Source organism: Natronoarchaeum sp. GCM10025703, from assembly GCF_042661985.1.
Classification (GTDB): Archaea; Halobacteriota; Halobacteria; order Halobacteriales; family Natronoarchaeaceae; genus Natranaeroarchaeum.
Window position 1 is genome coordinate 269,788 of the sequence record NZ_JBHSZF010000001.1, and the last position, 20,438, is coordinate 290,225.

General features: G+C 64.5%; 19 protein-coding genes and 3 pseudogenes. 15 read left to right on the forward strand and 7 right to left on the reverse strand.

Going from position 1 to position 20,438, the window contains the following annotated elements; genetic code table 11:
- The first annotated feature begins 276 nt into the window (after positions 1-276).
- The 4 genes from ACFQH2_RS01500 (at position 277) to ACFQH2_RS01515 (ending at position 2,227) form a co-directional block, all read left to right on the forward strand.
- On the forward strand, positions 277-783 hold the full coding sequence (locus tag ACFQH2_RS01500) for a peroxiredoxin family protein (RefSeq protein WP_377056150.1): 507 nt from the start codon (positions 277-279) through the stop codon (positions 781-783).
- A 2-nt stretch (positions 784-785) separates the two neighbouring features.
- Entirely contained in the window at positions 786-1,016 is a 231-nt protein-coding gene (locus ACFQH2_RS01505) for a hypothetical protein (RefSeq protein WP_377076369.1), read from the forward strand.
- The gene (locus ACFQH2_RS01510) at positions 950-1,675 is read left to right on the forward strand and encodes a prenyltransferase (protein WP_377076370.1); all 726 of its coding nucleotides are present in this window, start codon (positions 950-952) and stop codon (positions 1,673-1,675) included. The genes ACFQH2_RS01505 and ACFQH2_RS01510 overlap by 67 nt, the downstream gene beginning before the upstream one ends.
- A 123-nt stretch (positions 1,676-1,798) precedes the next feature.
- A complete protein-coding gene (locus tag ACFQH2_RS01515) occupies positions 1,799-2,227 on the forward strand; it encodes a CBS domain-containing protein (protein WP_377056154.1) in 429 nt (142 codons plus the stop codon).
- A 130-nt stretch (positions 2,228-2,357) separates the two neighbouring features.
- Here the strand turns inward: ACFQH2_RS01515 and ACFQH2_RS01520 are convergent, their stop codons facing one another.
- On the reverse strand, positions 2,358-2,726 hold the full coding sequence (locus ACFQH2_RS01520) for a DUF2237 family protein (RefSeq protein WP_377056156.1): 369 nt from the start codon (positions 2,724-2,726) through the stop codon (positions 2,358-2,360).
- Positions 2,727-2,928: 202 nt separating this feature from the next.
- Between ACFQH2_RS01520 and ACFQH2_RS01525 the strand changes: the two genes are divergently transcribed.
- The 5 genes and pseudogenes from ACFQH2_RS01525 to rpiA all read left to right on the forward strand — a co-directional run bounded on the left by ACFQH2_RS01525 (position 2,929) and on the right by rpiA (position 8,246).
- Positions 2,929-4,989 carry a MutS-related protein gene (locus tag ACFQH2_RS01525; RefSeq protein ID WP_377076371.1) on the forward strand — a complete coding sequence of 687 codons (2,061 nt, stop codon included), beginning with the start codon at positions 2,929-2,931 and terminating at the stop codon, positions 4,987-4,989.
- A 26-nt stretch (positions 4,990-5,015) separates the two neighbouring features.
- Entirely contained in the window at positions 5,016-5,909 is an 894-nt protein-coding gene (locus ACFQH2_RS01530; RefSeq protein WP_377076372.1) for a DUF4097 family beta strand repeat-containing protein, read from the forward strand.
- Positions 5,910-5,957: 48 nt separating this feature from the next.
- On the forward strand, positions 5,958-7,085 hold the full coding sequence (locus tag ACFQH2_RS01535) for an ORC1-type DNA replication protein (protein ID WP_377056162.1): 1,128 nt from the start codon (positions 5,958-5,960) through the stop codon (positions 7,083-7,085).
- Entirely contained in the window at positions 7,082-7,369 is a 288-nt protein-coding gene (locus ACFQH2_RS01540; RefSeq protein ID WP_377056164.1) for a hypothetical protein, read from the forward strand. The genes ACFQH2_RS01535 and ACFQH2_RS01540 overlap by 4 nt, the downstream gene beginning before the upstream one ends.
- Before the next feature lie 193 nt (positions 7,370-7,562).
- A pseudogene (gene rpiA / locus ACFQH2_RS01545) lies at positions 7,563-8,246 on the forward strand (ribose-5-phosphate isomerase RpiA).
- Between the two features lie 52 nt (positions 8,247-8,298).
- On the opposite strand, the gene ACFQH2_RS01550 reads toward rpiA, so the two are convergent.
- Entirely contained in the window at positions 8,299-8,466 is a 168-nt protein-coding gene (locus ACFQH2_RS01550) for a DUF1931 family protein (protein WP_238478301.1), read from the reverse strand.
- A 656-nt stretch (positions 8,467-9,122) separates the two neighbouring features.
- On the opposite strand from ACFQH2_RS01550, the gene ACFQH2_RS01555 reads away from it, so the two are divergent.
- Positions 9,123-9,368: a GIY-YIG nuclease family protein gene (locus tag ACFQH2_RS01555; protein WP_377056168.1), complete on the forward strand. Its 246-nt coding sequence runs from the start codon at positions 9,123-9,125 to the stop codon at positions 9,366-9,368.
- 41 nt (positions 9,369-9,409) lie between these two features.
- Here ACFQH2_RS01555 and ACFQH2_RS01560 read toward each other — a convergent pair whose 3' ends face one another.
- Complete coding sequence (locus ACFQH2_RS01560) at positions 9,410-9,913, reverse strand: GNAT family N-acetyltransferase (RefSeq protein ID WP_377076373.1); 504 nt, start codon at positions 9,911-9,913, stop codon at positions 9,410-9,412.
- Between the two features lie 59 nt (positions 9,914-9,972).
- Between ACFQH2_RS01560 and ACFQH2_RS01565 the strand changes: the two are divergent.
- From ACFQH2_RS01565 to ACFQH2_RS01580, 4 genes and pseudogenes are all read left to right on the forward strand, one after another.
- A pseudogene (locus tag ACFQH2_RS01565) lies at positions 9,973-10,520 on the forward strand (KH domain-containing protein).
- Positions 10,521-10,611: 91 nt separating this feature from the next.
- Positions 10,612-11,124 (forward strand): hypothetical protein, encoded by a 513-nt coding sequence (locus ACFQH2_RS01570; RefSeq protein ID WP_377056173.1) that lies wholly within the window; start codon positions 10,612-10,614, stop codon positions 11,122-11,124.
- Positions 11,125-11,322: 198 nt separating this feature from the next.
- Positions 11,323-12,980, forward strand: a pseudogene (gene thsA, locus ACFQH2_RS01575) (thermosome subunit alpha).
- A gap of 161 nt (positions 12,981-13,141) precedes the next feature.
- Complete coding sequence (locus ACFQH2_RS01580; RefSeq protein ID WP_377056175.1) at positions 13,142-14,122, forward strand: ornithine cyclodeaminase family protein; 981 nt, start codon at positions 13,142-13,144, stop codon at positions 14,120-14,122.
- On the opposite strand, the gene ACFQH2_RS01585 is transcribed toward ACFQH2_RS01580, so the two are convergent.
- Together ACFQH2_RS01585 and leuS are read right to left on the reverse strand one after the other, a co-directional pair.
- Positions 14,067-14,345, reverse strand: a complete 279-nt coding sequence (locus ACFQH2_RS01585; protein WP_377076374.1) for a DUF7535 family protein — start codon at positions 14,343-14,345, stop codon at positions 14,067-14,069. The two genes, ACFQH2_RS01580 and ACFQH2_RS01585, sit on opposite strands and share 56 nt — an antisense overlap.
- A gap of 50 nt (positions 14,346-14,395) precedes the next feature.
- Positions 14,396-17,059 (reverse strand): leucine--tRNA ligase, encoded by a 2,664-nt coding sequence (gene leuS, locus ACFQH2_RS01590; RefSeq protein ID WP_377056179.1) that lies wholly within the window; start codon positions 17,057-17,059, stop codon positions 14,396-14,398.
- A 106-nt stretch (positions 17,060-17,165) separates the two neighbouring features.
- Between leuS and thrC the strand changes: the two genes are divergently transcribed.
- Positions 17,166-18,422, forward strand: a complete 1,257-nt coding sequence (gene thrC, locus ACFQH2_RS01595; RefSeq protein WP_377056181.1) for a threonine synthase — start codon at positions 17,166-17,168, stop codon at positions 18,420-18,422.
- A gap of 111 nt (positions 18,423-18,533) precedes the next feature.
- On the opposite strand, the gene ACFQH2_RS01600 is transcribed toward thrC, so the two are convergent.
- On the reverse strand, positions 18,534-19,181 hold the full coding sequence (locus ACFQH2_RS01600) for a sensor histidine kinase (protein WP_377076959.1): 648 nt from the start codon (positions 19,179-19,181) through the stop codon (positions 18,534-18,536).
- Positions 19,106-20,362 (reverse strand): PAS domain-containing protein, encoded by a 1,257-nt coding sequence (locus ACFQH2_RS01605; protein WP_377076375.1) that lies wholly within the window; start codon positions 20,360-20,362, stop codon positions 19,106-19,108. Before ACFQH2_RS01605 ends, ACFQH2_RS01600 begins: the two co-directional genes overlap by 76 nt.
- Positions 20,363-20,438: the final 76 nt, after the last annotated feature.

Consider the following 20,438-nt stretch of genomic DNA (forward strand, 5'->3'; position numbering starts at 1 on the left):
TCTAGCGAGGACTCGTCGAGGGCGGCAACCTGCTCGACGTACTCGTCCACTGAGCCGTCGGTACGCACAGCACCCAGCAGATCACCGGAGAGCGCGACGAGGTCGGATGGTGGGAGGGAGGACTCGCCAGCGGTACGTCCCGAAGTATTGCTCACGGATAGCGTCTGCTGGGCGCTCGCAGGAAAATAGTTGACGCGGCCGTGCATCGCTGATACGCCAGCGAGAGCGCTCGCCGCTTCCGACAGCGGTATTCCGTCGCCGCCGTTATCCGACGGTATGAGCACGACACTCACGGACTTCGAGCTACCAAACGTCGCGACTGGACCCGATCCGTTCCGGCTCTCGGAGTACGCGGTCGAGGATGAGCGCCGCGCTATCGTGCTGCTGTTCCAGCGGGACTACCACTGCGGGAACTGCCGAGAGCAGGTCCAGGAGATCGCTCGCCGGTACGACGAGTTCGAGGCACTCGGTGCCGACGTCGTCTCGGTGCTGCCGGAGCCTGCCGACCGCACGCAGAAGTGGAACGACCAGTACGACCTGCCGTTCCCGCTGCTCGCCGACGAACGGAAAGACGCCGCGGACGCCTACGGCCAACCGACGCGATTCGGCGTGCTCGGTTCGCTCCACGACATCATCGGCCGGATGCCCGAGACAGTCGTCATCGACAGCCGGGGTACCAGCCCGGCGGTCGCACATATCGACCGCGGGGAGATGCCCGCAGACCGCCCGAGCGTGGACGAACTGCTGGAAATCGTCGCTAACCTGGTCGACGCCGAAGCGTAACCGTGCAGGAGGGCAACCGGGTCACTGGGACGCTCCGCGCGCTGTGGGGAATGGCCCGACCGACACAGTTACTGCTCATTTTCGGTGTCTACGGGTTCGGTGCAGTGGTCGCACACGCAGTCCACCAGACCGTCGACTGGACTGCACTGCGGGCGGGCATCCCCCGTTGCTCCTCGTCGCCGCGAGCGTCCACTACGCCAACGAGTACGCCGACTACGAGACCGACGCCCTGACCGACAGGACGCCGTTTTCGGGCGGGAGCGGCGCACTGCACGCGACCGGTCTGCCACGACGCCTCGCCGCACAGGCCACCGTGGGAGCGTTCGTGGCGGCAGTGCTCGCCGTCGTACTGCTCTACGAACGGCTCTCTCCGACCGTGGTTGCCCTGCTCGCCGTCATCCTCGTTTTCGGCTGGCAGTACTCACTGCCGCCGCTCGCGCTCGCCTGGAACGGCTGGGGCGAACTCGATAACGCACTGCTAGGCGGCCTCGTGCTTCCGGTATACGGCTACACCGTGGCGACTGGCTCGGTCTCGGCGACCGCAGTCGCCGCGAGCCTCCCGTTTACCGTCGTCGTCTTTCTGAACCTGCTCGATACGACCTGGCCCGACCGGACGGCCGACGCCGCGGTCGGCAAGTACACCCTGGCCACGCGGTGGGACGCGGGACGGCTCCGCCAACTGTACGCCGGGGTCGCAGTCGTCGCAGTCGCGTCGCCGGTCGCGCTCGGGGCAACGGTCCTGCCGGACCCTATCTCTGTCACCGCGCTTGTGGCGACCCCGTTTCTGGCCTGGGGGACACTCTGGTACACGCGACGACGCTCGCCGTTACCGACCGTAGCCACGATGCTCGTCGTGCTAGTGGTCCAGATACTCGCCTGGCTGCTCGTCTGACCGAGAGACAGATCGCGATTCGAGTCGTCAGTATGCCTCCACAGAGTATTAGGGATTAATAGATCTTTGTCGGTGCAAAATAAATCAGAGCGGCCGTGAGATTCTACTATAATCGAGATTCCCGTGATCAGAGAGGCGTCGGATCGAGCGCCGGAGATCCAGCCGGACTGTCAGATCGAGAACGCGGCAAGCGTGCTCCGAGACCCGGATGTGCCCGCATTGCTCGTCCGTGAGTCGTCGGACGAACTCGCCGGAATCGTCACCGAATCGGATATCGTTGCAACCGTCGCCGAGGGCGGGGTCGCCCACCAGGTCCGAAGCTGTATGTCGACGCCAGTCGTGACGATACCGCCGGCAACGCCGATCGGACTGGCTGCGGATCGGATGCGGGAAGCGGGCGTCTCCGTCCTGCCAGTCGTCGAGAAATCCGGCGAGTATCACGGCCTCGTTACCCGGACTGCACTCGCGCCGTATCTCTCCCGACAGCAACTCGACATCACGTGGGACGGTGACCCGCTCGTGCTCGACGACGCGTCGACGGACGCCGCCTGAGCAGTACCGTCCCAGAGACCGGGGTGCTCGCCGGGAACGGCTCTCATCGAACGCCGCTAGCACCTGTGGGGCTGTTGCCCCCGCTCGTCGAAGAGAGTCGTCGAAGCGGCCGATAGTTCGCGCAGAAGGGCTACGCTTCGTACTCGTGTTCGAGTAGCGTCGAGAACGGCACCGTATCGAGGACGGACTCGTTGGTCGCTTCGAGGACGACCGGCGGCGCGGCGTCTGCCTCCTTCGCTTCGACCCAGCGGCCGATGCAGAGACACCAGTGATCACCCGGTTCGAGACCGGGGAACTCCATCGCCGGGCGCGGCGTGATCAGGTCGTTACCCTGGGCCTTGCTGTACTGGAGGAACTCCTCGGTCATCACCGCACAGAGCTCGTGACGGCCCGGATCACCGTCGATATCGCGACAGCAGCCGTCCCGCAGATAGCCGGTCGTCGGGTCCTCGCTACACGGTTCCAGTTCGCCGCCCAGCGCGTTCTGTTCGGATGGCACGGTCGATAGGTCCGGGACGGCGCGGCAAAAACCCCGTGCTCATCGGGAGTGAGTACGGGACGTACTGACCTCTAAATCTGTGGCAATACACTATATACAGTGAATTCTCACGCTGCAGTCTTCAGAAGCCAGAGCGTGGGCGTCGCGACACCGGCGAGCACGCCGGGACCTTTTTCTCGCTCGCATCGAATGTGGCGAGTGAATGGAGTTCGAGGCGATTCCGGGCGTCGGCGAGAAGACCGCCACGGCACTGGCCGAGTTGGACGACCCAGAGCGAGCGCTGGAGGCTGGCGACGTCGCGGCGCTCTCGGCGGCCCCGGGGATTTCACAGGGACGCGCAGCCCGGATCGCACGCGGAGCGATCCGCCGGGAACACGACGACAACGGCGAGTTTCTGGCGACTGATCGGGCACGGGAGGTCTACCGCGAGGTGCTCGGCTTGCTCCAGGAGCGGACGGTCACCGAGTACGCGGAGAGCAGACTGGAGACCCTCTTCCCGACCAGCGCGCGAAGCCGCGTCGAAGAGGTGCGAGCCTTCACCCGCGAGGCGATAGCCCGCGAGGTCGACGCGGACGCGCTGGCGGCGCTCAAGGACGTCGAACCACTCGACGAACCGAACGATGTCCGGGTACGGGACCGCTGTCTGGCGACGACCGACGCCGAACGGTATCGAGAGGCGACGGACACGATCCCCGAGTTGAGCGTCGAAGTCGTCGAGGACACCCGCGGACTCGCCGAACTCGCGCGGGGGTACTCGACGGTAATCGCGCTCGACGAGGCGTTTGCCGGCATCGACGTCGAGGGTGACGTCCGCGTCGAACCGAACGCGCTCGGCAAGCCAAGCGAGGTCGTTCCCGAACGCCCACTGGCGTTTTTCGCGGCGAACCGCGACCGACTGCGCGCCGCGATCCGCGTCCACCGCCGAACAGATCTGGAGCCATCGTGTGATCTCGACGCGCTGGAGGCGGCACTCGACCGTCTGGATGCGGACGGTGCTGTCGCTGGCGACGACGAACTCGACCGGCTCACGGTTGCGGTCGACGACCTCGACGCCGCCGTCTCGACAGCCGAGAGCGTCGCAAACGATCACCTCCGCAAGTCGATCCGCGAGCAGGACGTCACCGTCGAGGGGTCGGATCTGCTCTCGCTGGTCGAACAGGGTGCAGGCGTCGACTCCCTGCTGTCCCGGGAGTTGGCGGACGAGTACGCCGCCGCGGTGACGGCCGCACGCGAAGAACTGGTCGACTCGCTCGACCTCGACAGCGGCGAAGCGGAGATCGCCCGCCGCGCGTTCGGCGACGACCCGGCGTTTCCGGTCGAGCGCAACGAGGAAGCCATCTCGCGACTGCGCGAGGAACTCAAGACGGCCCGTGATCGCCGCGCCACCCGACTCAAACGCGAACTCGCGAGCGACCTCGCGGACGAGCGCGAGGCCGCCGAGGCCCTGGTTCGGGCGGCGCTCGAACTGGACGTCGAACTCGCCGTGGCGCGCTTTGCCGACGATTTCGGCTGTACGATGCCCGAGTTCGGCGGGGACGAGGGGCGCATCGCCATCGATGGCGGCCGGTCGCCCCTGCTCGACGTGCCGATCGAGGCCGTCGACCCCGTCGACTACGAGATCGGTGGGGTCGCACTGCTCTCCGGGGTGAACAGCGGTGGGAAGACGTCGACGCTCGATCTGGTCGCCACAGTCGTGATCCTCACACATATGGGTCTGCCAATCCCCGCCGAGACGGCCCACGTCGCCCGGTTCGAGGACCTGCACTATCACGCCAAGACGCAGGGGACCCTCGATGCCGGCGCGTTCGAGAGCACGGTGCGGGAGTTCGCCGGCCTCGCCGAGGGCGGCGACGGCAGCCTCGTCCTCGTGGACGAACTCGAGAGCATCACCGAACCGGGCGCGAGCGCGAAGATCATTGCGGGCATCCTCGAAGCGCTCCACGAGAACGGTGCAACGGCGGTGTTCGTCTCCCACCTCGCCGGCGAGATTCGGGAGACGACGGCGTTCGACGTGACCGTCGACGGCATCGAGGCCGAGGGGCTGGTCGACGGCGAACTGCAGGTGAACCGCTCGCCGGTCAAGGACCACCTCGCGCGCTCGACGCCGGAACTCATCGTCGAGAAACTGGCTGGCGAGCGCGACAGCGAGTTCTACGGCGAACTGCTGAGAAGTTCGAGTAGCGACGAGGGAGATGAGAGCCCCCAAGCGGGTTTAAAAGATTTTCTCCGGCTTTCCGGCTCGGTAACTGGCAATCCGTGTTAAAGAGGATTCCACCAGTACGAAGACGTATGACACGACGAATATCCCGACGAGCACTCCTCGGTACCGCTGGCGCAGCGGCAATCGGAACCATCTCCGGCTGTATATCGATCGGCAGCGGCGTCTCCGAAGCGTTCGAGCGGAGCTACGAAGCGAACGATCTGACGGTCGAGGGATGCGTCGGTGACCTGAGAGTCGAGCGGACGGACCGCGAGGACATTCTCGTAGAGGGCGAAAAGCACGCCAACGACGAGGACGAACTCGACCAACTCAGCCTCGATTCGGACAGCGACGGCGAGAGCCTCGTCCTGCGCGTCGAGAACGACGCCGATACCGGTACGTTGCTGTTCGGTTCGACGCCGAAGTTCGATCTGGAGGTTACAGTGCCTGCTACCTCTACTATCGACAGTCTCTCCACGAACACGGGCGATCTGACCGCCGAAACAGGTCCCGACCCGACGAGCGTCGAGACCGATACCGGGGATATCCGGGTGGCCGACGGGAGCGTCGACGTCCGGACGAACACCGGCGAGGTGGAGATGGAGGAGTCGGCGATGCCGACCGAGATCAGGTCCGATACGGGGGACGTGACGATCCAGAACGGGTCGACACTCCAGCAGGTCGATACCGATACCGGCGACGTCACCGTCGCGTTCCCGTCGCTCGACGGGGACGTCTCGATCACGACCGAGACGGGCGACATCAGCATCTCGCTATCGGCGGATCTGGACGTCACTGCCGACGCCGACACCAGCACCGGCGACGTGGATCGGTCCGGTCTCGAGTTCGAGGACGTCGTCCGGGGTCGGGCCGGTTCGAGGGAACGCTCGGTGCGGGGGCCCACAGGCTCTCTGTCCGGTCGAGCACCGGCGACGTGCGCATCAGTGCGCTCAACTGATAGAGTGGCCGAAACCGCCGTCTGACGCGTGACTGCCGAAGGATTAAGTGGGTTGGGGAGCGTGGTGAAAGTAATGAGCGACGATCCCGAAGACGGCATGTTGTCCTGGGACGAGACGGTGTTCCGGGACGAGCACGTCTTCGAGATCGACTACGTTCCGGAGACGTTCAAACACCGCGGGAGCCAGATGGAGAGTCTCAAGTACGCGCTCCGTCCCGCGGTGCGTGGCTCTCGTCCACTCAACGCGATGATACGGGGGCCGCCGGGCACCGGAAAAACCACCGCCGTCCAGAAACTGTTCACCGAACTGCGCGCGCAGACGGACGTCAAGACGATCCGCGTGAACTGCCAGGTCAACGGCACCCGGTACTCCGTCTTCTCGCGCCTGTTCGAGGGTGTCTTCGACTACGAGCCACCGACGAGCGGCATCTCGTTCAAGAAACTGTTCAACCAGATCACGGACCAACTCGTCGAGGACGAGGAAGTGCTCGTCGTCGCGCTCGACGACGTGAACTACCTGTTCTACGAGAACGAGGCCTCCGACACGCTGTACTCGCTACTGCGGGCACACGAGGAACACACCGGCGCGAAGATCGGTGTGATCGTCATCTCCTCGGATCCCGATCTCGACGTCATCGACGAACTCGATACACGCGTTCAGAGCGTGTTCCGGCCCGAAGAAGTGTATTTCAACCGCTACGGCGAGAGCGAGATCCTCGACATTCTCGGAGAGCGCGCCAAGCGGGGCTTTCACGAGAACGTCGTTACGACGGACGTGCTCGAACGCGTCGCCGAGCTTACGGCCAACAGCGGCGATCTGCGCGTGGGCATCGATCTGCTCCGGCGCGCGGGACTGAACGCCGAGATGCGCGCCAGCCGGACGATCAACGTTCAGGACGCCGAGGACGCCTACGAGAAGTCCAAATACGTCCATCTCTCGCGAAACCTCGGGAACCTGACCGAGAACGAGCAGACGCTCGTCGAGGTCGTCGCGGAGAACGACGGCGAGCAGGCTGGCGACGTGTACGATGCGTTCCACGACCGAACCGATCTGGGCTACACGCGCTACTCCGAAATCGTCAACAAACTCGAAAAACTGGGCATCGTCGAGACCGAGTACGCCGAGATAGAAGGGCGCGGCCGCTCGCGCGCGCTCTCGCTCGCCTACGATTCCGACGAGGTACTCGACCGCCTCGAATGACCGGGAGCGTTCACGACCTCGTCGACGACCTCTACGCGCACCTCGAAGCGACTGCCGAGCGCCCGGTCGACCGCGAAGCAAGCCGCTGGATCGGGGAGGCCGAAGCCGTCGCGGGCGATGTCGCCGGGAGCGACGTTTCGACCGACGTGATCGGAGACCGGATCGGCCACGTCGAGCGCCTGCTCTCGGAGATCGGCGGAGTCGACGACCCGGCGGCGGACGAGCACGTCACCGAGGCGAAACGACTGGCCGACGAGATCGAGAGACTGCTCGCCGACGACTGAGGTATCCACGCCGAGGGTTTATAAACGATAGCGCGGCGACGGCTGGCCATGTCCTGAACGAAGGCCCGACGGGGGCAGGAGCCAGTACGACACACCCCGTCGGGAGCGGTACGTGTCGTCAGTTCGCCATGGGCACCGGAAGAGACCGGCCGGATGTCCAACGTTTTTGCCGCCTGCCTGCACAGAGTCCGGTATGAAAACCACGGGCGGATCCACCGAGGCGAAACGTCGCGCCGGGGAGCACGCGGCGACAGCCGTCGAGGACGGGATGGTCGTCGGACTTGGCACCGGGAGCACCGCTGCCCATGCGATCCGGGCAATCGGGGCGGCCGTCGACGACGGACTCGATGTCGTAGGCGTACCCACCTCGTTCCAGTCCAGACAGCTAGCCATCGAAGAGGAGTTCCCGTCGTCGACCTCGACGAGGTGGGGGCGTCGATCTCGCGATCGACGGCGCGGACCAGATCGCGGACGGACAGTTGATCAAAGGCGGCGGGGCCGCTCATGCCCGCGAGAAAATTGTCGATGCGGCGGCCGACCGCTTTCTCGTAGTCGCCGATCCGAGCAAGCAAGTGGAGTCGCTTGATCACGCGGTCCCCGTCGAAGTGTTGCCGGCAGCACGACCGGTCGTCGAACGCCGACTGCGGGAGCAGGTGGCGAGTCGTCGCTCCGAACGGCGGAACGAAAGGACGGCCCGGTCGTCACTGACAACGGGAACGTCGTGCTCGACTGCGAGTTCGGGACGATAGACGCGCCCGGGACGCTCGCGGAGCGACTGGCGACGATACCCGGCATCGTCGAGCACGGACTGTTCGTCGACCTCGCCGACGAGGTACACGTGGGGACGGCAGAGGACGTGACGGTCGAGCGACTGTAGGGCGCTGGCGCTGGAAGAGCGATCATAAAAAATCGAAGAGTAAGAAACCGGCTTACAGGTCGCGGGGCTGGACCGTCTTCCGGTCGTTGGCTTCGGCACGTGCTGCGGCGTCTTCGAGAAGTTCGTCGACTTCCTCGTCGAGTGCTTCGTAGAAGTCCGATGCAACGTTCTTGTCGTCGAGCGCTTCCTTCACGGCCGCTTTGACAATTAGATCTGCCATACGAAGTCAGATTGAAAATCCCGCTTTATAAGCGTTCTCAAATCGTCCGGTGAGCGGGGCTCTCACGGGCGTCCAGCACCAGGTCGCATTATTAATCCACAACGATTATCCGGAGAAAAAGGCGTTGCGGGAGAAATCAATCGTTCCGAGCCGAGTTGGCCCTGACCCGCAGTGGCGTTGACGGGGTGAACGGGCGTCGGATGAGACGCTCCGGAGCGTCCCAGAGCGGTTCTTACGCCGCCCGCATGCCGCAGGGTGCGCGAAAGGACGACGTCGGCGACGGACTCTCGCTCGCCCGCCAATCCGCCCGGGTTTTACAACTCTGAAAACAAACTTTCCGTTTACAAAAGAGAACGGTGGTGGTTTAGAAAGATATTTACCACGAGAGTCCGTATCGTTTAATGCCGGTACTATCCGTGCCGGTTGTGCCCAATGCCCACGTGTGACCACTGTAACGCGCACGTCTCCGAGCGTTTCGAGCGCGTCTTCGCTGACGAATACGGACGGATCTTTGCGTGTCCGAGCTGTTCGGCAAATGCTGGGATTGCAGAGGCAGCGCGCCTCCGCGCTCAGCAGGCGTAAGTTCCGTTCCGGGAAGTCCAGCGCGGTGATCACCACGCGGAGCCTTTAGCGTTGTAGAGATTGACTGATGACTGATGAGTACCCACTACGTCTACGTGCTCGAATGTGCCGACGAGACGCTCTACACGGGATACACCACGGACGTCGAGCGGCGCGTAAACGAACACGACAGCGGCGCTGGCGCGAAGTATACCAGGGGTCGAACACCCGTCGAGCTGGTGCATACCGAGGAGTACGAGACGAAGGCCGCGGCGATGTCCCGGGAGTACGAGATCAAGCAACTGAGCCGTAGCGAGAAGGAGCAACTGATCGAGGACTAATCGTCGGCACCGACCTGCGGTTCGGGCGGACGCTCCGCCCCTCAACGCTCAGACGGCCGCGCTGTCGCCGGGACTGACAGGCTGGCGAGTATCGAAGGTCGATTGACGGTCGCCCGTACCGTCACGCCGTGTCGAGGACGCCCCGGTAGCGGCCGTCCCCCCGGTCGGATCGATGGCGAACCCGAGCGATTCGTAGAACGGCAGGACCCGTTCGTCGAACTCGGCGGTGAGTCGACCGCGGTCGGTAGCCGCCCTGACGAGGGCACCCCGATCCCGTTTCCGCGTCGCCGTCGCTGGACTGCGATTCCGGCGATGTGTGTCGCGTCCGCAGCGGGATCGAGGACGATGACGCCGACGATGCGGCCGTCAGCACTGGCCGTCAGGACGTCGCCACTCTCGATCCGGCTCTCGATCCCCTCGACGTCGAGGAGGGCCGCATCGAGGAGAGACCGAACCGCGAGTACGTCGTCTGTATCGGCGCTGCCGAGTTCGAACTCCACGCGGAACCGTTCGGCAAGCGACGATATGGAGGTTACGACCGTCATGGCCCCACGCCACGGCGTGCCGGAGAAAGCTTTTACAGGTCGAACTACTACCGCTACCCATGCAACACGTGAAGATTCCGCAGGACAGGATCGGTGCGCTGATCGGCGAAGGGGTGAGACGCTACGCGAGATCGAACGGCGGGCTGAAGTTCGACTCGATGTCGACTCCGAGAACGGCTCTGTCGGCATCGAAAAGACGGGAGATCCGGTGACCGCGCTCAAAGGGCCGGACATCGTTCGCGCGATCGGCCGCGGCTTTGCGCCCGACGACGCGATGGCACTGCTCAACGACGAGATGATGATGCTCGATATCATCGACATCGGTGCCGCTACGCGTAACAAGAACGATCTCAAACGACAGAAGGGCCGACTGATCGGCGAAAACGGCCGGACCCGGGAACTGATGGAAGAGTTGACCGGTGCGGCAGTCGTCATCTACGGTTCGACGCTCGCGACCATCGGCACGCCACACGAAGTGGAGGCCGTCCGCGAGGCCGCCGAGATGATCATCGAGGGTGCACCGCACGGCTCCGTCTACTCGTTCCTCGAACGCAAGCACAACGAACTCAAGCGCCAGGGGATGGACTACCACCAGTACACCGGTTGACATCCTCCAGCAGTTTTTGCCGATCCGGGATTCTGAAGTCGTCCAGACGCATCCACAGGCGTTAACCCCACCCGGCGGCTAGCAGGAGCGAATGGTCGACAACTTCGAGGCGGGCCGACGACGGTTTCTACAGGGAGCGGGTATCGGCGGGACAGCGCTACTTGCAGGCTGTACCGAGCAGTTGGGACTCGACGATGACGGGGATGGAAGCGACGAGGTGGACGGTGTCGGCATCGTTGCCAGCATCGATCAAGAGGAACTCCAGACGCTTCAGGTAGAGATCCAGCAGGAGGTACAACAAGCAGTTCAGCAGGAAGTCGAGGACGGCGAACTCGCAGAAGACGAGGCACAACAGGAGGTCCAGCGACGACTCCAGGAGCGTCAGGGCGAGATCATAACGTTCATCGAAGAACAGATCGCGGCGATGAAGACGGAGGTACAGGCCGAATCGTCGATCGAGATCCTCGAGGAGTACCCACGAGCAGGGGCAGTCCGTGCGGACGGCGACGCCGAGGAGCTGATCGCCGCTCTGAATCTCGACACCGTACAGCAACTCGTCTCGGCGAGCGGTCTTCAGGCACCCGAGCAGCAAAACAGCGAGTAAACGACGAAACCGTCGGCCCGTTTCGAGCCACTGCCCGGCACCACGGGTGGTTTCTAATATATAAATAGCATTCATTGACAACTACTAACACATACCGGGGCGCTACTGTCGGACGATCTCTATCATAGTAGCAAAAGGTTTATATAGAATGGCAATCAACTCTTTGTTGTTATGGCGCAGCAGATGGGCAACCAGCCAATGATTGTACTTTCCGAGGAGAGCCAGCGCACCTCAGGAAAGGACGCACAGTCGATGAACATCACAGCCGGCAAGGCCGTCGCCGAGTCCGTCCGGACGACGCTCGGCCCGAAAGGCATGGACAAGATGCTCGTCGACTCCACGGGGAACGTCGTCGTGACGAACGACGGCGTTACGATCCTCAAGGAGATGGACATCGAACACCCGGCGGCAAACATGATTGTCGAAGTCGCCGAGACGCAGGAAGACGAAGTCGGCGACGGTACGACCTCCGCGGTCGTCGTCGCCGGTGAACTCCTCAAGCAGGCCGAGGACCTCCTCGACCAGGACATTCACGCGACCACCCTCGCCCAGGGGTACCGACAGGCCGCGGAAGAGGCAAAGTCGATCCTCGAGAACATCGCCATCGAGGTCGACGCCGACGACACCGAGAGCCTCCGAGCGATTGCCGCGACCGCGATGACCGGCAAGGGCGCAGAGAACGCGAAAGATCACCTCGCCAATCTCGTCGTGCGCGCAGTCAGCAACGTTGCCGAGGACGACGGCACCGTCGACACCGACAACATCAAAGTCGAGAAGATCGTCGGTAGCGCAGTCGAGGAGTCCGAACTCGTCGAAGGCGTCCTGATCGACAAGGACCGCGTTCACGAGAACATGCCGTACCTCGTCGAGGACGCCAACGTGGCCGTCATCGACGACGCGCTGGAAGTCAAAGAGACCGAAATCGACGCCGAAGTCAACGTCACCGACCCCGACCAGCTTCAGGAGTTCCTCGATCAGGAGGAAGCCCAGCTCCGCGAAATGGTCGACGACCTCGTCGACGCTGGCGTCGACGTCGCCTTCGTCGAGGACGGTATCGACGACATGGCACAGCACTATCTCGCCCAGGAGGGCATCCTCGCGGCCCGCCGTGTCAAATCCTCCGACGCAGAGAAGATCGCACGCTCGACCGGCGCACGCACGGTCGGCAACGTCTCCGACATCGAGGAAGACGACCTCGGCTTCGCCGGCAGCGTCTCGCAGCAGGACGTCGGCGGCAGCCAGCAGATCCTCGTCGAGGACGTCGAAGAAGCAAAGTCCGTCTCCCTCCTGCTCCGTGGTGGCACCGAGCACGTGGTTGACGAAGTCGAGCGCGCAATCGAGGACAGCCTCGGCGTCGTGGGCGTCACCCTGGAGGACGGTCAGGTCCTGCCCGGCGGCGGTGCTCCCGAGACCGAACTCGCTCTCGAACTGCGCCAGTTCGCAGACTCCGTCGGGGGCGCGAACAGCTCGCAGTCGAAGCCTTCGCCGACGCGCTGGAAGTCGGCCCACGCACGCTCGCCGAGAACGCAGGCCTCGACCCCATCGACTCCCTCGTCCAGCTCCGTAGCGAGCACGACAAGGGCAACAGCACGGCCGGCCTCGACGCCTACACCGGAGACGTCATCGACATGGAAGCGGAAGGCGTCGTCGAGCCGCTCCGCGTCAAGACCCAGGCCATCGAGTCCGCAACCGAAGCGGCTGTGATGATCCTGCGAATCGACGACGTGATCGCAGCAGGCGACCTCAAGGGCGGCGGCACGGATCAGGGCGACGACGAGCCCGCAGGCGGCCCCGGCGGCGCACCCGGCGGCATGGGTGGCATGGGCGGCATGGGTGGCATGGGCGGCGCGATGTAAGCGAGGCGACCACGTCGCCTCGAACAGTCGAGCGGCACCGCCGCGAGACGACTGCCGGATAAATATCGAATCGACCACGTTTTCTCTTTGTTTCAGTTCGAGAGCGCCGCGGCCGCCAACCGGAACCAGATATTAAGTCCCGCCCGCGAAACTATCCGGACATGGAGACGTTACTGCTGAACGGCGATGACGTCGAAGCGAACGCGCAGTTAGCAGCCGTAGTAGACGCCGTCGAACAGGCCTTTGCCGCCTACGCCCGCGGCGACGTGCAGATGCCCGCCAAATCCTACATCGATCTCCCGCAGTACAACGGCGACTTCCGCTCGATGCCCGCCTACATGGATGCGGGCGAGTGGGACGCCGCCGCGATCAAGTGGGTGAACGTCCACCCCGACAATCCTGAGGATCACGACCTGCCGACCGTGCTCGGAACGCTCGTCTACTCCAATCCCGAGACGGCCTATCCCCTCTCTATCATGGATGGGACGGTGCTCACCGAGAAACGCACCGGCGCGGCAGCAGCCGTCGCGACCGACCATCTCGCCGTCGAGGACGCCACGAGCCTCGGACTGGTCGGCGCTGGCGTCCAGTCGTACACGCAGTTAGAAGCCATCTCACGGATCCGACCGATCGAGGAGGTCGTCGTCAGCGACGTCGACGAGGAGCGCGTCGAGCGGTTCGTCGATACCTTCTCCGAGCGCTTCGACGTGCGTGCCGGGTCGATCAGCGAGGCGGGGCACTGTGACGTGCTCTCGACGGTGACACCGGTCGAGGAACCGGTCGTCGGCCCCGACGACCTCGCGACCCACACCCACGTCAACGCCATCGGGGCCGATGCGGCCGGCAAGCACGAAATCGAGGACGACGTGCTCCTGGCCGCCAAACTGGTCATCGACGACTACGAGCAGTGCACCCACTCGGGCGAGATCAACGTTCCCTGGAGCGCGGGCGTGCTGGGCGACGAGGACCTCCACGGCGAACTCGGCGACATCGTGATCGGCGAGCGGGACGCCCGGCTGGCCGACGACGGCGTGACGGTCTTCGACTCGACCGGACTGGCGATCCAGGACGTCGCCGCCGCTCACGTCACCTACGAGCAGGCCCGCGAGAACGGCGACGGCTACGGCTTCGAGCTGGTGTAAGACTCACTCCCCTGGCCCGCGCCACGAAGTCGAAGACCTTCGTGAGCAACCAGACGATGATGATGAAGGGGAGCAACGGCACCAGCAGGATGAGCATCCCGACCAGAATCCCCCAGCCGAGGGCGTCCATCTCGATGTTTCGCTTCCCGGTCACGCCGGGCGTGACGGTGCGCAGTACTTTCTCCGGGACGGACGGCTCGTCGTCGGCATCCTCAGCACTCATAGGATAGCATCAGCACGAGCCGAAATAAGGACGGGTGCTCGACGCCGACGTTACTCTTCGATGTTGATCGCCGGCCGTCCGGGTTCGGCTTTCGAGACGAGATCCTCCGGCGCTTCCGCGGCGCTGAGCACCGCAACGTTGGCGTCGAACTCGCGGTCGAGCAGCCACGTCGCACGCCGGAGCGCCTCGCGTTCGCGCTCGGGCAGGAGTTGCTCGTCGAGCGACTGGGCGCTTGCGGCCAGATCCTTCGCGAAGTCGGCGGCGTCCTCGCCCTGCTGGCGCAGTTCCTCGTCACGCATGATCGTCCCGACGACGTCGTCGTCGGCGTCCATCGCGATGTCGAGGGCGCGGTGTTTCCAGTCGGGGGCGACGGCGATTTCGATCAGTTCGGGATCCTCGATGCCGGCGACCTCGACGATGTCGCGGACGTCCTCGCGGGTGTTCTCGATCAGCCGACGCTCGACCTCGTAGTCGGCGGGTGCGTCGGCGCTCGGCCAGTCGGCCTCGGCGATGAGGCTCTCGTTGCCGAGGCGCTCCCAACACTCCTCGGCGACGTGGGGAGCGACCGGCGCGAGCAGTTTCGCCACCGTGACCAGTCCACGCTCGTAGGTATCTGAGTCGGGGTCGGTCTGCTCGGCGTACCGGCGCAAGAGGGAGACGAGTTCGCGAACCGCCTGAAGCGCGTGGTTAAACCGCATGTTGTCGAACTCCTCGGTAGCAGTCGCCGCGGTCGCGGCGATTTCTCGGTCGACGTAGTCGGCGACTCGGTCGGCCTCACCATCGGGAACTCCACCCTCGGCGTAGGCGTCGGTCAGGTCGTAGACGTTCTGGAGGAAGTCGTTCGCGGACTTGACGCCCTCAGGGCTCCAGGCGAACTCCTTCTCAGGCTGGGCGGCCTCCATGATGAACAGCCGTGCCGTGTCGGCCCCGTACTCCTCGATGATGCGCTGTGGCGAGACGCCGTTGCCACGGCTCTTGGACATCTTGTAGCCGTCCTCGCCGAGCACCATCCCCTGGTTCATCAGGTTGGTGAACGGCTCGCGGACGCCCTCGACGAGGTCGATATCGTCGAGGACCTTCGTGAAGAAGCGCGCGTACAGCAGGTGCATGACCGCGTGTTCGATGCCGCCGACGTACTGGTCGACCGGCATCCAGTCGCTGGCCCGTGCGGTGTCGAACGGCGCGTCCTCCAGCTCCGGCGAGGTGTACCGCAGGAAGTACCACGAGGAGTCGACGAAAGTGTCCATCGTGTCCGTTTCGCGGACTGCGTCGCCGCCACACTCGGGACAGTCGACGTGTTTCCACTCCTCGGCGGCGTCGAGCGGATTGCCCGTCGTGTGGACGAACTCCGGCAGTTCGACCGGCAGATCCTCGTCGGGGACGGGGACGTTCCCACACTCGCGACAGTGGATCATCGGGATCGGCGTCCCCCAGTAGCGCTGTCGGGAGATACCCCAGTCACGCAGGCGGTAGTCGGTGCGGTCTTCGCCGTCGAAGGCCTCGACGAAGCGGTCCCGCGCGGTGGCGCTGTCGAGGCCGTCGAACTCGCCGCTGTTGACGAGCAGGCCGTCCTCGGTGTAGGCTTCCTCCTGCACGTCGACGTCTTCGGGGTCGACATCCGCGTCCTCGGTCGGTTCGACGACCTGCACGATCGGGATGTCGTGTTTCTCGGCGAAGGCGTGGTCCCGGTCGTCGTGCGCGGGGACGGCGTACAGCGCGCCGGTCCCGACGTCGTCGAGGACGTAATCGGCGACGTAGACGGGAATCTCCTCCCCGGTCGCGGGGTTGATCGCGTGCTCGCCGGTGAACACGCCGGAGGTCTCCTCGACCTCGTCGCTCTGTTCGACGCGGTCGATGTACTCGGCGACCGCGTCGTTCTCCTCGGCGATCTCCGCCGCGACGGGGTGGCCGGGCGATAGCGAGAAGAACGTCGCCCCGTAGACCGTGTCCAGCCGCGTCGTGAATATCTCGACGTCGCCGTAGTTGGGGAGTTCGAACTCGACCGATGCGCCCTCCTGGCGGCCGATCCAGTTGCGCTGCATCTCCCGGACGTTGTTCGGCCAGCCGTCCAGGTCGTCGAGCGACTCCAGCAGTTCGTCGGCGTAGTCGGTGATCGTGAAGAACCACTGGTCCATCTCGCGTTGCTCGATCGGCGTGCCACACCGCCAGCAGAGTTCCTCGTCGCCTTCGACCTGCTCGTCGGCCAGCACCGTCTCGCAGTCGGGACACCAGTTCAGTTCGGCACCCTGACGCTCGACGAGTCCTTCCTCGCGGAAGCGTTTGAACAGCCACTGGTTCCACTGGTAGTACTCCGGCTCGCAGGTGGTGATCTCGCGCTCCCAGTCGTAGCTAAAGCCCATCCGGGTAAGCTGTTCTTTCATCGAGTCGATACACTGCATCGTCCACTCGCGGGGGTTCGTATCCCGCTCCTCGGCGGCGTTCTCGGCGGGCAGGCCGAAGGAGTCCCAGCCGATCGGGTGGAGTACGTTCTCGCCCTGCATCCGCTCGAACCGGGCGAAGGCGTCCGTGATCGTGTAGTTCCGGACGTGGCCCATGTGGAGGTTCCCGGAAGTGTAGGGAAACATCGCGAGGACGTACTCCGGATCCGCGGCGTCGTCGTCGATCCGGAACACGCCCGACTCGTCCCAGGTGCGTTGCCACTTCGGTTCGATCTCCTGATGATCGAACCGACGCTCCCGCTGTTCGCTGGTCATACGGGGGAATCGGACAGCGACGATGCTATACCTTTCGTCTCGACGACCCGACCAATCGCCGCGGAACCCGCGTCGCTTTTCCCGGTGGGGTGCTATCACACGCGTAATGAGTATGAAACTCGACGCGCCGGCGGCCGACGCGCCGCCGGAGGCCGAGGACGGCGTCTGGCTGTCCTGCATCAACTGCGATCACACCCTCGCGCCGTTCGATGACGTCCTGTTCACCTGTCCGGAATGTGACGGGCTACTGGAAGTCCGTTACGCCGATCTCCCGACCTTCGAGGATTTCGAGGGCACCGGCGTCTGGCGGTACGACGACGCCTTACCCGTCGATATGGGCGTGACGATTCAGGAGGGCAACACCCCGCTATACCAGGTGCCCGATCTGGAAGCCGAGACCGGCGTCGAGCATCTCCACGTGAAACACGAGGGGATGAACCCGACGGGCAGTTTCAAGGACCGCGGGATGACCGTCGGCGTACAGGTTGCCAGTCGCCTCGGCGTCGACCGACTCGCGTGTGCTTCGACGGGGAACACCAGCGCCGCGCTGTCGGCCTACGGCGCACGCTCGGCTATGGAGACGCTCGTCCTGCTCCCCGCCGGCAAAGTCGCCGCGGGGAAGGTCGCCCAGGCCAGCCTCCACGGGGCGCGCATCCTCGAAGTCGACGGCAACTTCGACACCTGCCTCGACATCGTGCAGGACCTCGCGACGAGCGGGCACGTCTACCTGCTGAACTCGCTGAACCCCTTCCGACTGGAGGGTCAGAAGACGATCGGTCTGGAGATACTCGAACAGTGCCAGGACCGGACCGGCGACTACCCTGACCGGATCGTCCTCCCGGTCGGCAACGCCGGCAACACCAGCGCGCTCTACAAGGCGTTTCGCGAACTCGTCCAGTCGGGCGCGCTCGACGAGAGCGAGGTACCCAAACTCACCGGCGTCCAGGCCGAGGGGGCCGCACCGATGGTCGAAGCGGTCGAGGAGGGCAACGACGAGATCCGCCGTTGGGAGACCGTCGAGACGCGCGCCACCGCGATCCGGATCGGCAACCCAGTCAACGCGCCGAAGGCCCTGCCTGCGATCAGCGAGACCGGCGGCACCGCAGTCGCCGTCTCCGACGACGAGATTACCGACGCTCAGCGCTCGCTCGCCGAGGAGGGCGTCGGCGTCGAACCCGCGAGCGCGGCGTCGATTGCCGGACTCCGCAAACTCCGCGAGCAGGACGTGGTCGGCAGCGATGAGAACGTCGTCTGTCTGACGACCGGCCACCTGCTGAAAGACCCCGAAGCGGCCGCCGCGGCCGGAGGCACTCCCGAACCGGTGCCGGGGGATACTGAGGGCGTTCTCGATCATCTGGAGTGATCGAGAGCTCGTAGAACCGTGTTTTACCGCATCCTCGATCATCCGGAATGATGAGGGCTCGTGGAACTGTGTTCCACGGCGTTCTCCAGCATCTCGAATAAGTACGAACCGCTACTCCGCCCGGATCTCGAACCGAGCGCCGCCCGACTCGCTATCGACGAGGTCGATCGTCCAGTCGTGAGCGTCGGCCATCACATCGACGATGCGAAGCCCGAGGCCGGTGCCGTCCTCGGCGGTCGTAAACCCGCGATCGAAGACGGCCGATTTCACCTCGTCCGGGATCCCCTGCCCATCGTCGGCGACGTAGAAGCCGTCGTCGAGCGGTCCCACCCGGACGCGGATCCGCTCGTCTCCGGACGTGGCGTGTTCCACGGCGTCCTGCTGAGTGTGCGAAGCAGGGCTTGTGGAGCCATGTTCCACAGCGTTCGAAAAGAGGTTCTCAAGCAGTTCGACGAGTCGATCGCGGTCGGCATCGATCGTTCCGACAGCCTGGGAGACCGCAAGCGTCGCTTCGTCCGTCTCGATCGAGTCCCAGGCGTCGGCGGCGGCGTCCGCAATACGCTCCGATTCGACCTCGCCGACGATCTCGCCGTCGCGCGCCAGCGTCAGCAGATCGTCGCTCATGCATTCGATCCGTTCGAGCGCGGCATCGATCTCGCCGACGATTTCGGGGTTGCCCTCGATCAGTTCGAGGTAGCCCTGCGCGATCGACAGCGGGTTCCGGAGATCGTGCGAGACGATTCCGGCGAACTCCTCCAGGCGCTCGTTCTGGCTCGCGAGCCGTTCTTTCCGGGCGGCGCTGTCGAGTGCGGTCCGGAAGTTCGCCGCAAACACCTCCGCAGTTCGAGGGCCGAGTCGGTGAGGAGATCATCCATATCGACAACGCCGAGCGCTCCGTGGTCGCCGAGCGGAAAGGCGACACAGGTCGGGGTACTGTCCTCCGAGACGGCATCGTACCGTCGGCGGTCGCCATCTTCGAGTACCGCAATCGGGACCTCCGTCTCGTAGCTAGTCTCCAGCGTCGGTTCGCACTGGCCGTAACAGTCACAGTCCAGCTCGCAGGCAGCCTCGAACGTGAGTCCCTCGTCCTCTGCGACCGCGACCACTACGGTCGGCATATCGGGGACGTCCTCGGCAATGTTTGTTGCAACGTCGACGATCTCGGTGCTGCTTTCGGCGGCGACGAGATCCCTACTAGCAGTGTGCAGCGCATTGAGCATCTCCTCGTGCCGGCGCTGTGCGGTCACGTCCCGGGTCGAGCCGACGATCCCGACGACATCGCCCGTCTCGTCGCGGCGGGGCGCTTTCGTCGTGCTTACCCATCGGTTTCGGCCGTCGTCGTCGACGTAGCCATCGACCTCGTTCACGACTGGCTCGCCGGTCTCCATGATCTCGACTTCCTGCTCGCGGAGTTCAGCGCCCATCTCCGGGTTGAGTTCGAAGTCGGAGAGTCCGACCACATCCTCGCGGGTGAGGCCGTAATGGTTCGCCTTCGCGCCGCTGACCGCCGCGAACCGGCCGTACTCGTTCTTGATAAACACCCGATGGGGAATGTTGTCGAGGAGGTCGTCCAGCAAAGCCGCGTCGTCGGCGAACGGATCGGTCCTATCGGCGGCGTGGCGGATCCGTTCGGCGACGGCGCCCGGGAACAGTTCGTCCGCAGACTCATCGGACGGGATACAGATCACGTCGTCCGCACCCGCGGCTTTCGCGTCGCGAGCGAACCCGTCGCTTGCGTCGATGGCGACGACGACGACCGCGGCCGAGTCGACCCGCTCGCGAACGGCCCGAACGTGCTCCAGACCGTCGACTTCGGAACTGTCGGGGATGACAATGCAGTCGGTCTCTGTCGGCCGCGAGATTGCTCCAGACGCGTCGACGTGTCGCGTGGCTACGCCGTCCACTGCCTGTCGTAGCGCCCGCTCGACCTGTTCCAGCACCCCCAGAATCGACCAATGTGACAGTTAGTCGATGCATATGCTGACCCATTTCAGGTAGTTAATGACTATGGATTGT

Bases quoted from the DNA above. Each gene is read 5' to 3' on its own strand.
- ACFQH2_RS01555 (WP_377056168.1), top strand. From the start codon at position 9,123: ATGAGTACCCACTACGTCTACGTGCTCGAATGTGCCGACGAGACGCTC.
- ACFQH2_RS01580 (WP_377056175.1), top strand. From the start codon at position 13,142: ATGGAGACGTTACTGCTGAACGGCGATGACGTCGAAGCGAACGCGCAG.
- ACFQH2_RS01540 (WP_377056164.1), top strand. From the start codon at position 7,082: ATGACCGGGAGCGTTCACGACCTCGTCGACGACCTCTACGCGCACCTC.
- ACFQH2_RS01525 (WP_377076371.1), top strand. From the start codon at position 2,929: ATGGAGTTCGAGGCGATTCCGGGCGTCGGCGAGAAGACCGCCACGGCA.
- ACFQH2_RS01550 (WP_238478301.1), bottom strand. From the start codon at position 8,466: ATGGCAGATCTAATTGTCAAAGCGGCCGTGAAGGAAGCGCTCGACGAC.
- leuS (WP_377056179.1), bottom strand. From the start codon at position 17,059: ATGACCAGCGAACAGCGGGAGCGTCGGTTCGATCATCAGGAGATCGAA.
- ACFQH2_RS01535 (WP_377056162.1), top strand. From the start codon at position 5,958: ATGAGCGACGATCCCGAAGACGGCATGTTGTCCTGGGACGAGACGGTG.
- ACFQH2_RS01500 (WP_377056150.1), top strand. From the start codon at position 277: ATGAGCACGACACTCACGGACTTCGAGCTACCAAACGTCGCGACTGGA.
- ACFQH2_RS01530 (WP_377076372.1), top strand. From the start codon at position 5,016: ATGACACGACGAATATCCCGACGAGCACTCCTCGGTACCGCTGGCGCA.
- ACFQH2_RS01570 (WP_377056173.1), top strand. From the start codon at position 10,612: ATGGTCGACAACTTCGAGGCGGGCCGACGACGGTTTCTACAGGGAGCG.
- ACFQH2_RS01560 (WP_377076373.1), bottom strand. From the start codon at position 9,913: ATGACGGTCGTAACCTCCATATCGTCGCTTGCCGAACGGTTCCGCGTG.
- thrC (WP_377056181.1), top strand. From the start codon at position 17,166: ATGAGTATGAAACTCGACGCGCCGGCGGCCGACGCGCCGCCGGAGGCC.
- ACFQH2_RS01585 (WP_377076374.1), bottom strand. From the start codon at position 14,345: ATGAGTGCTGAGGATGCCGACGACGAGCCGTCCGTCCCGGAGAAAGTA.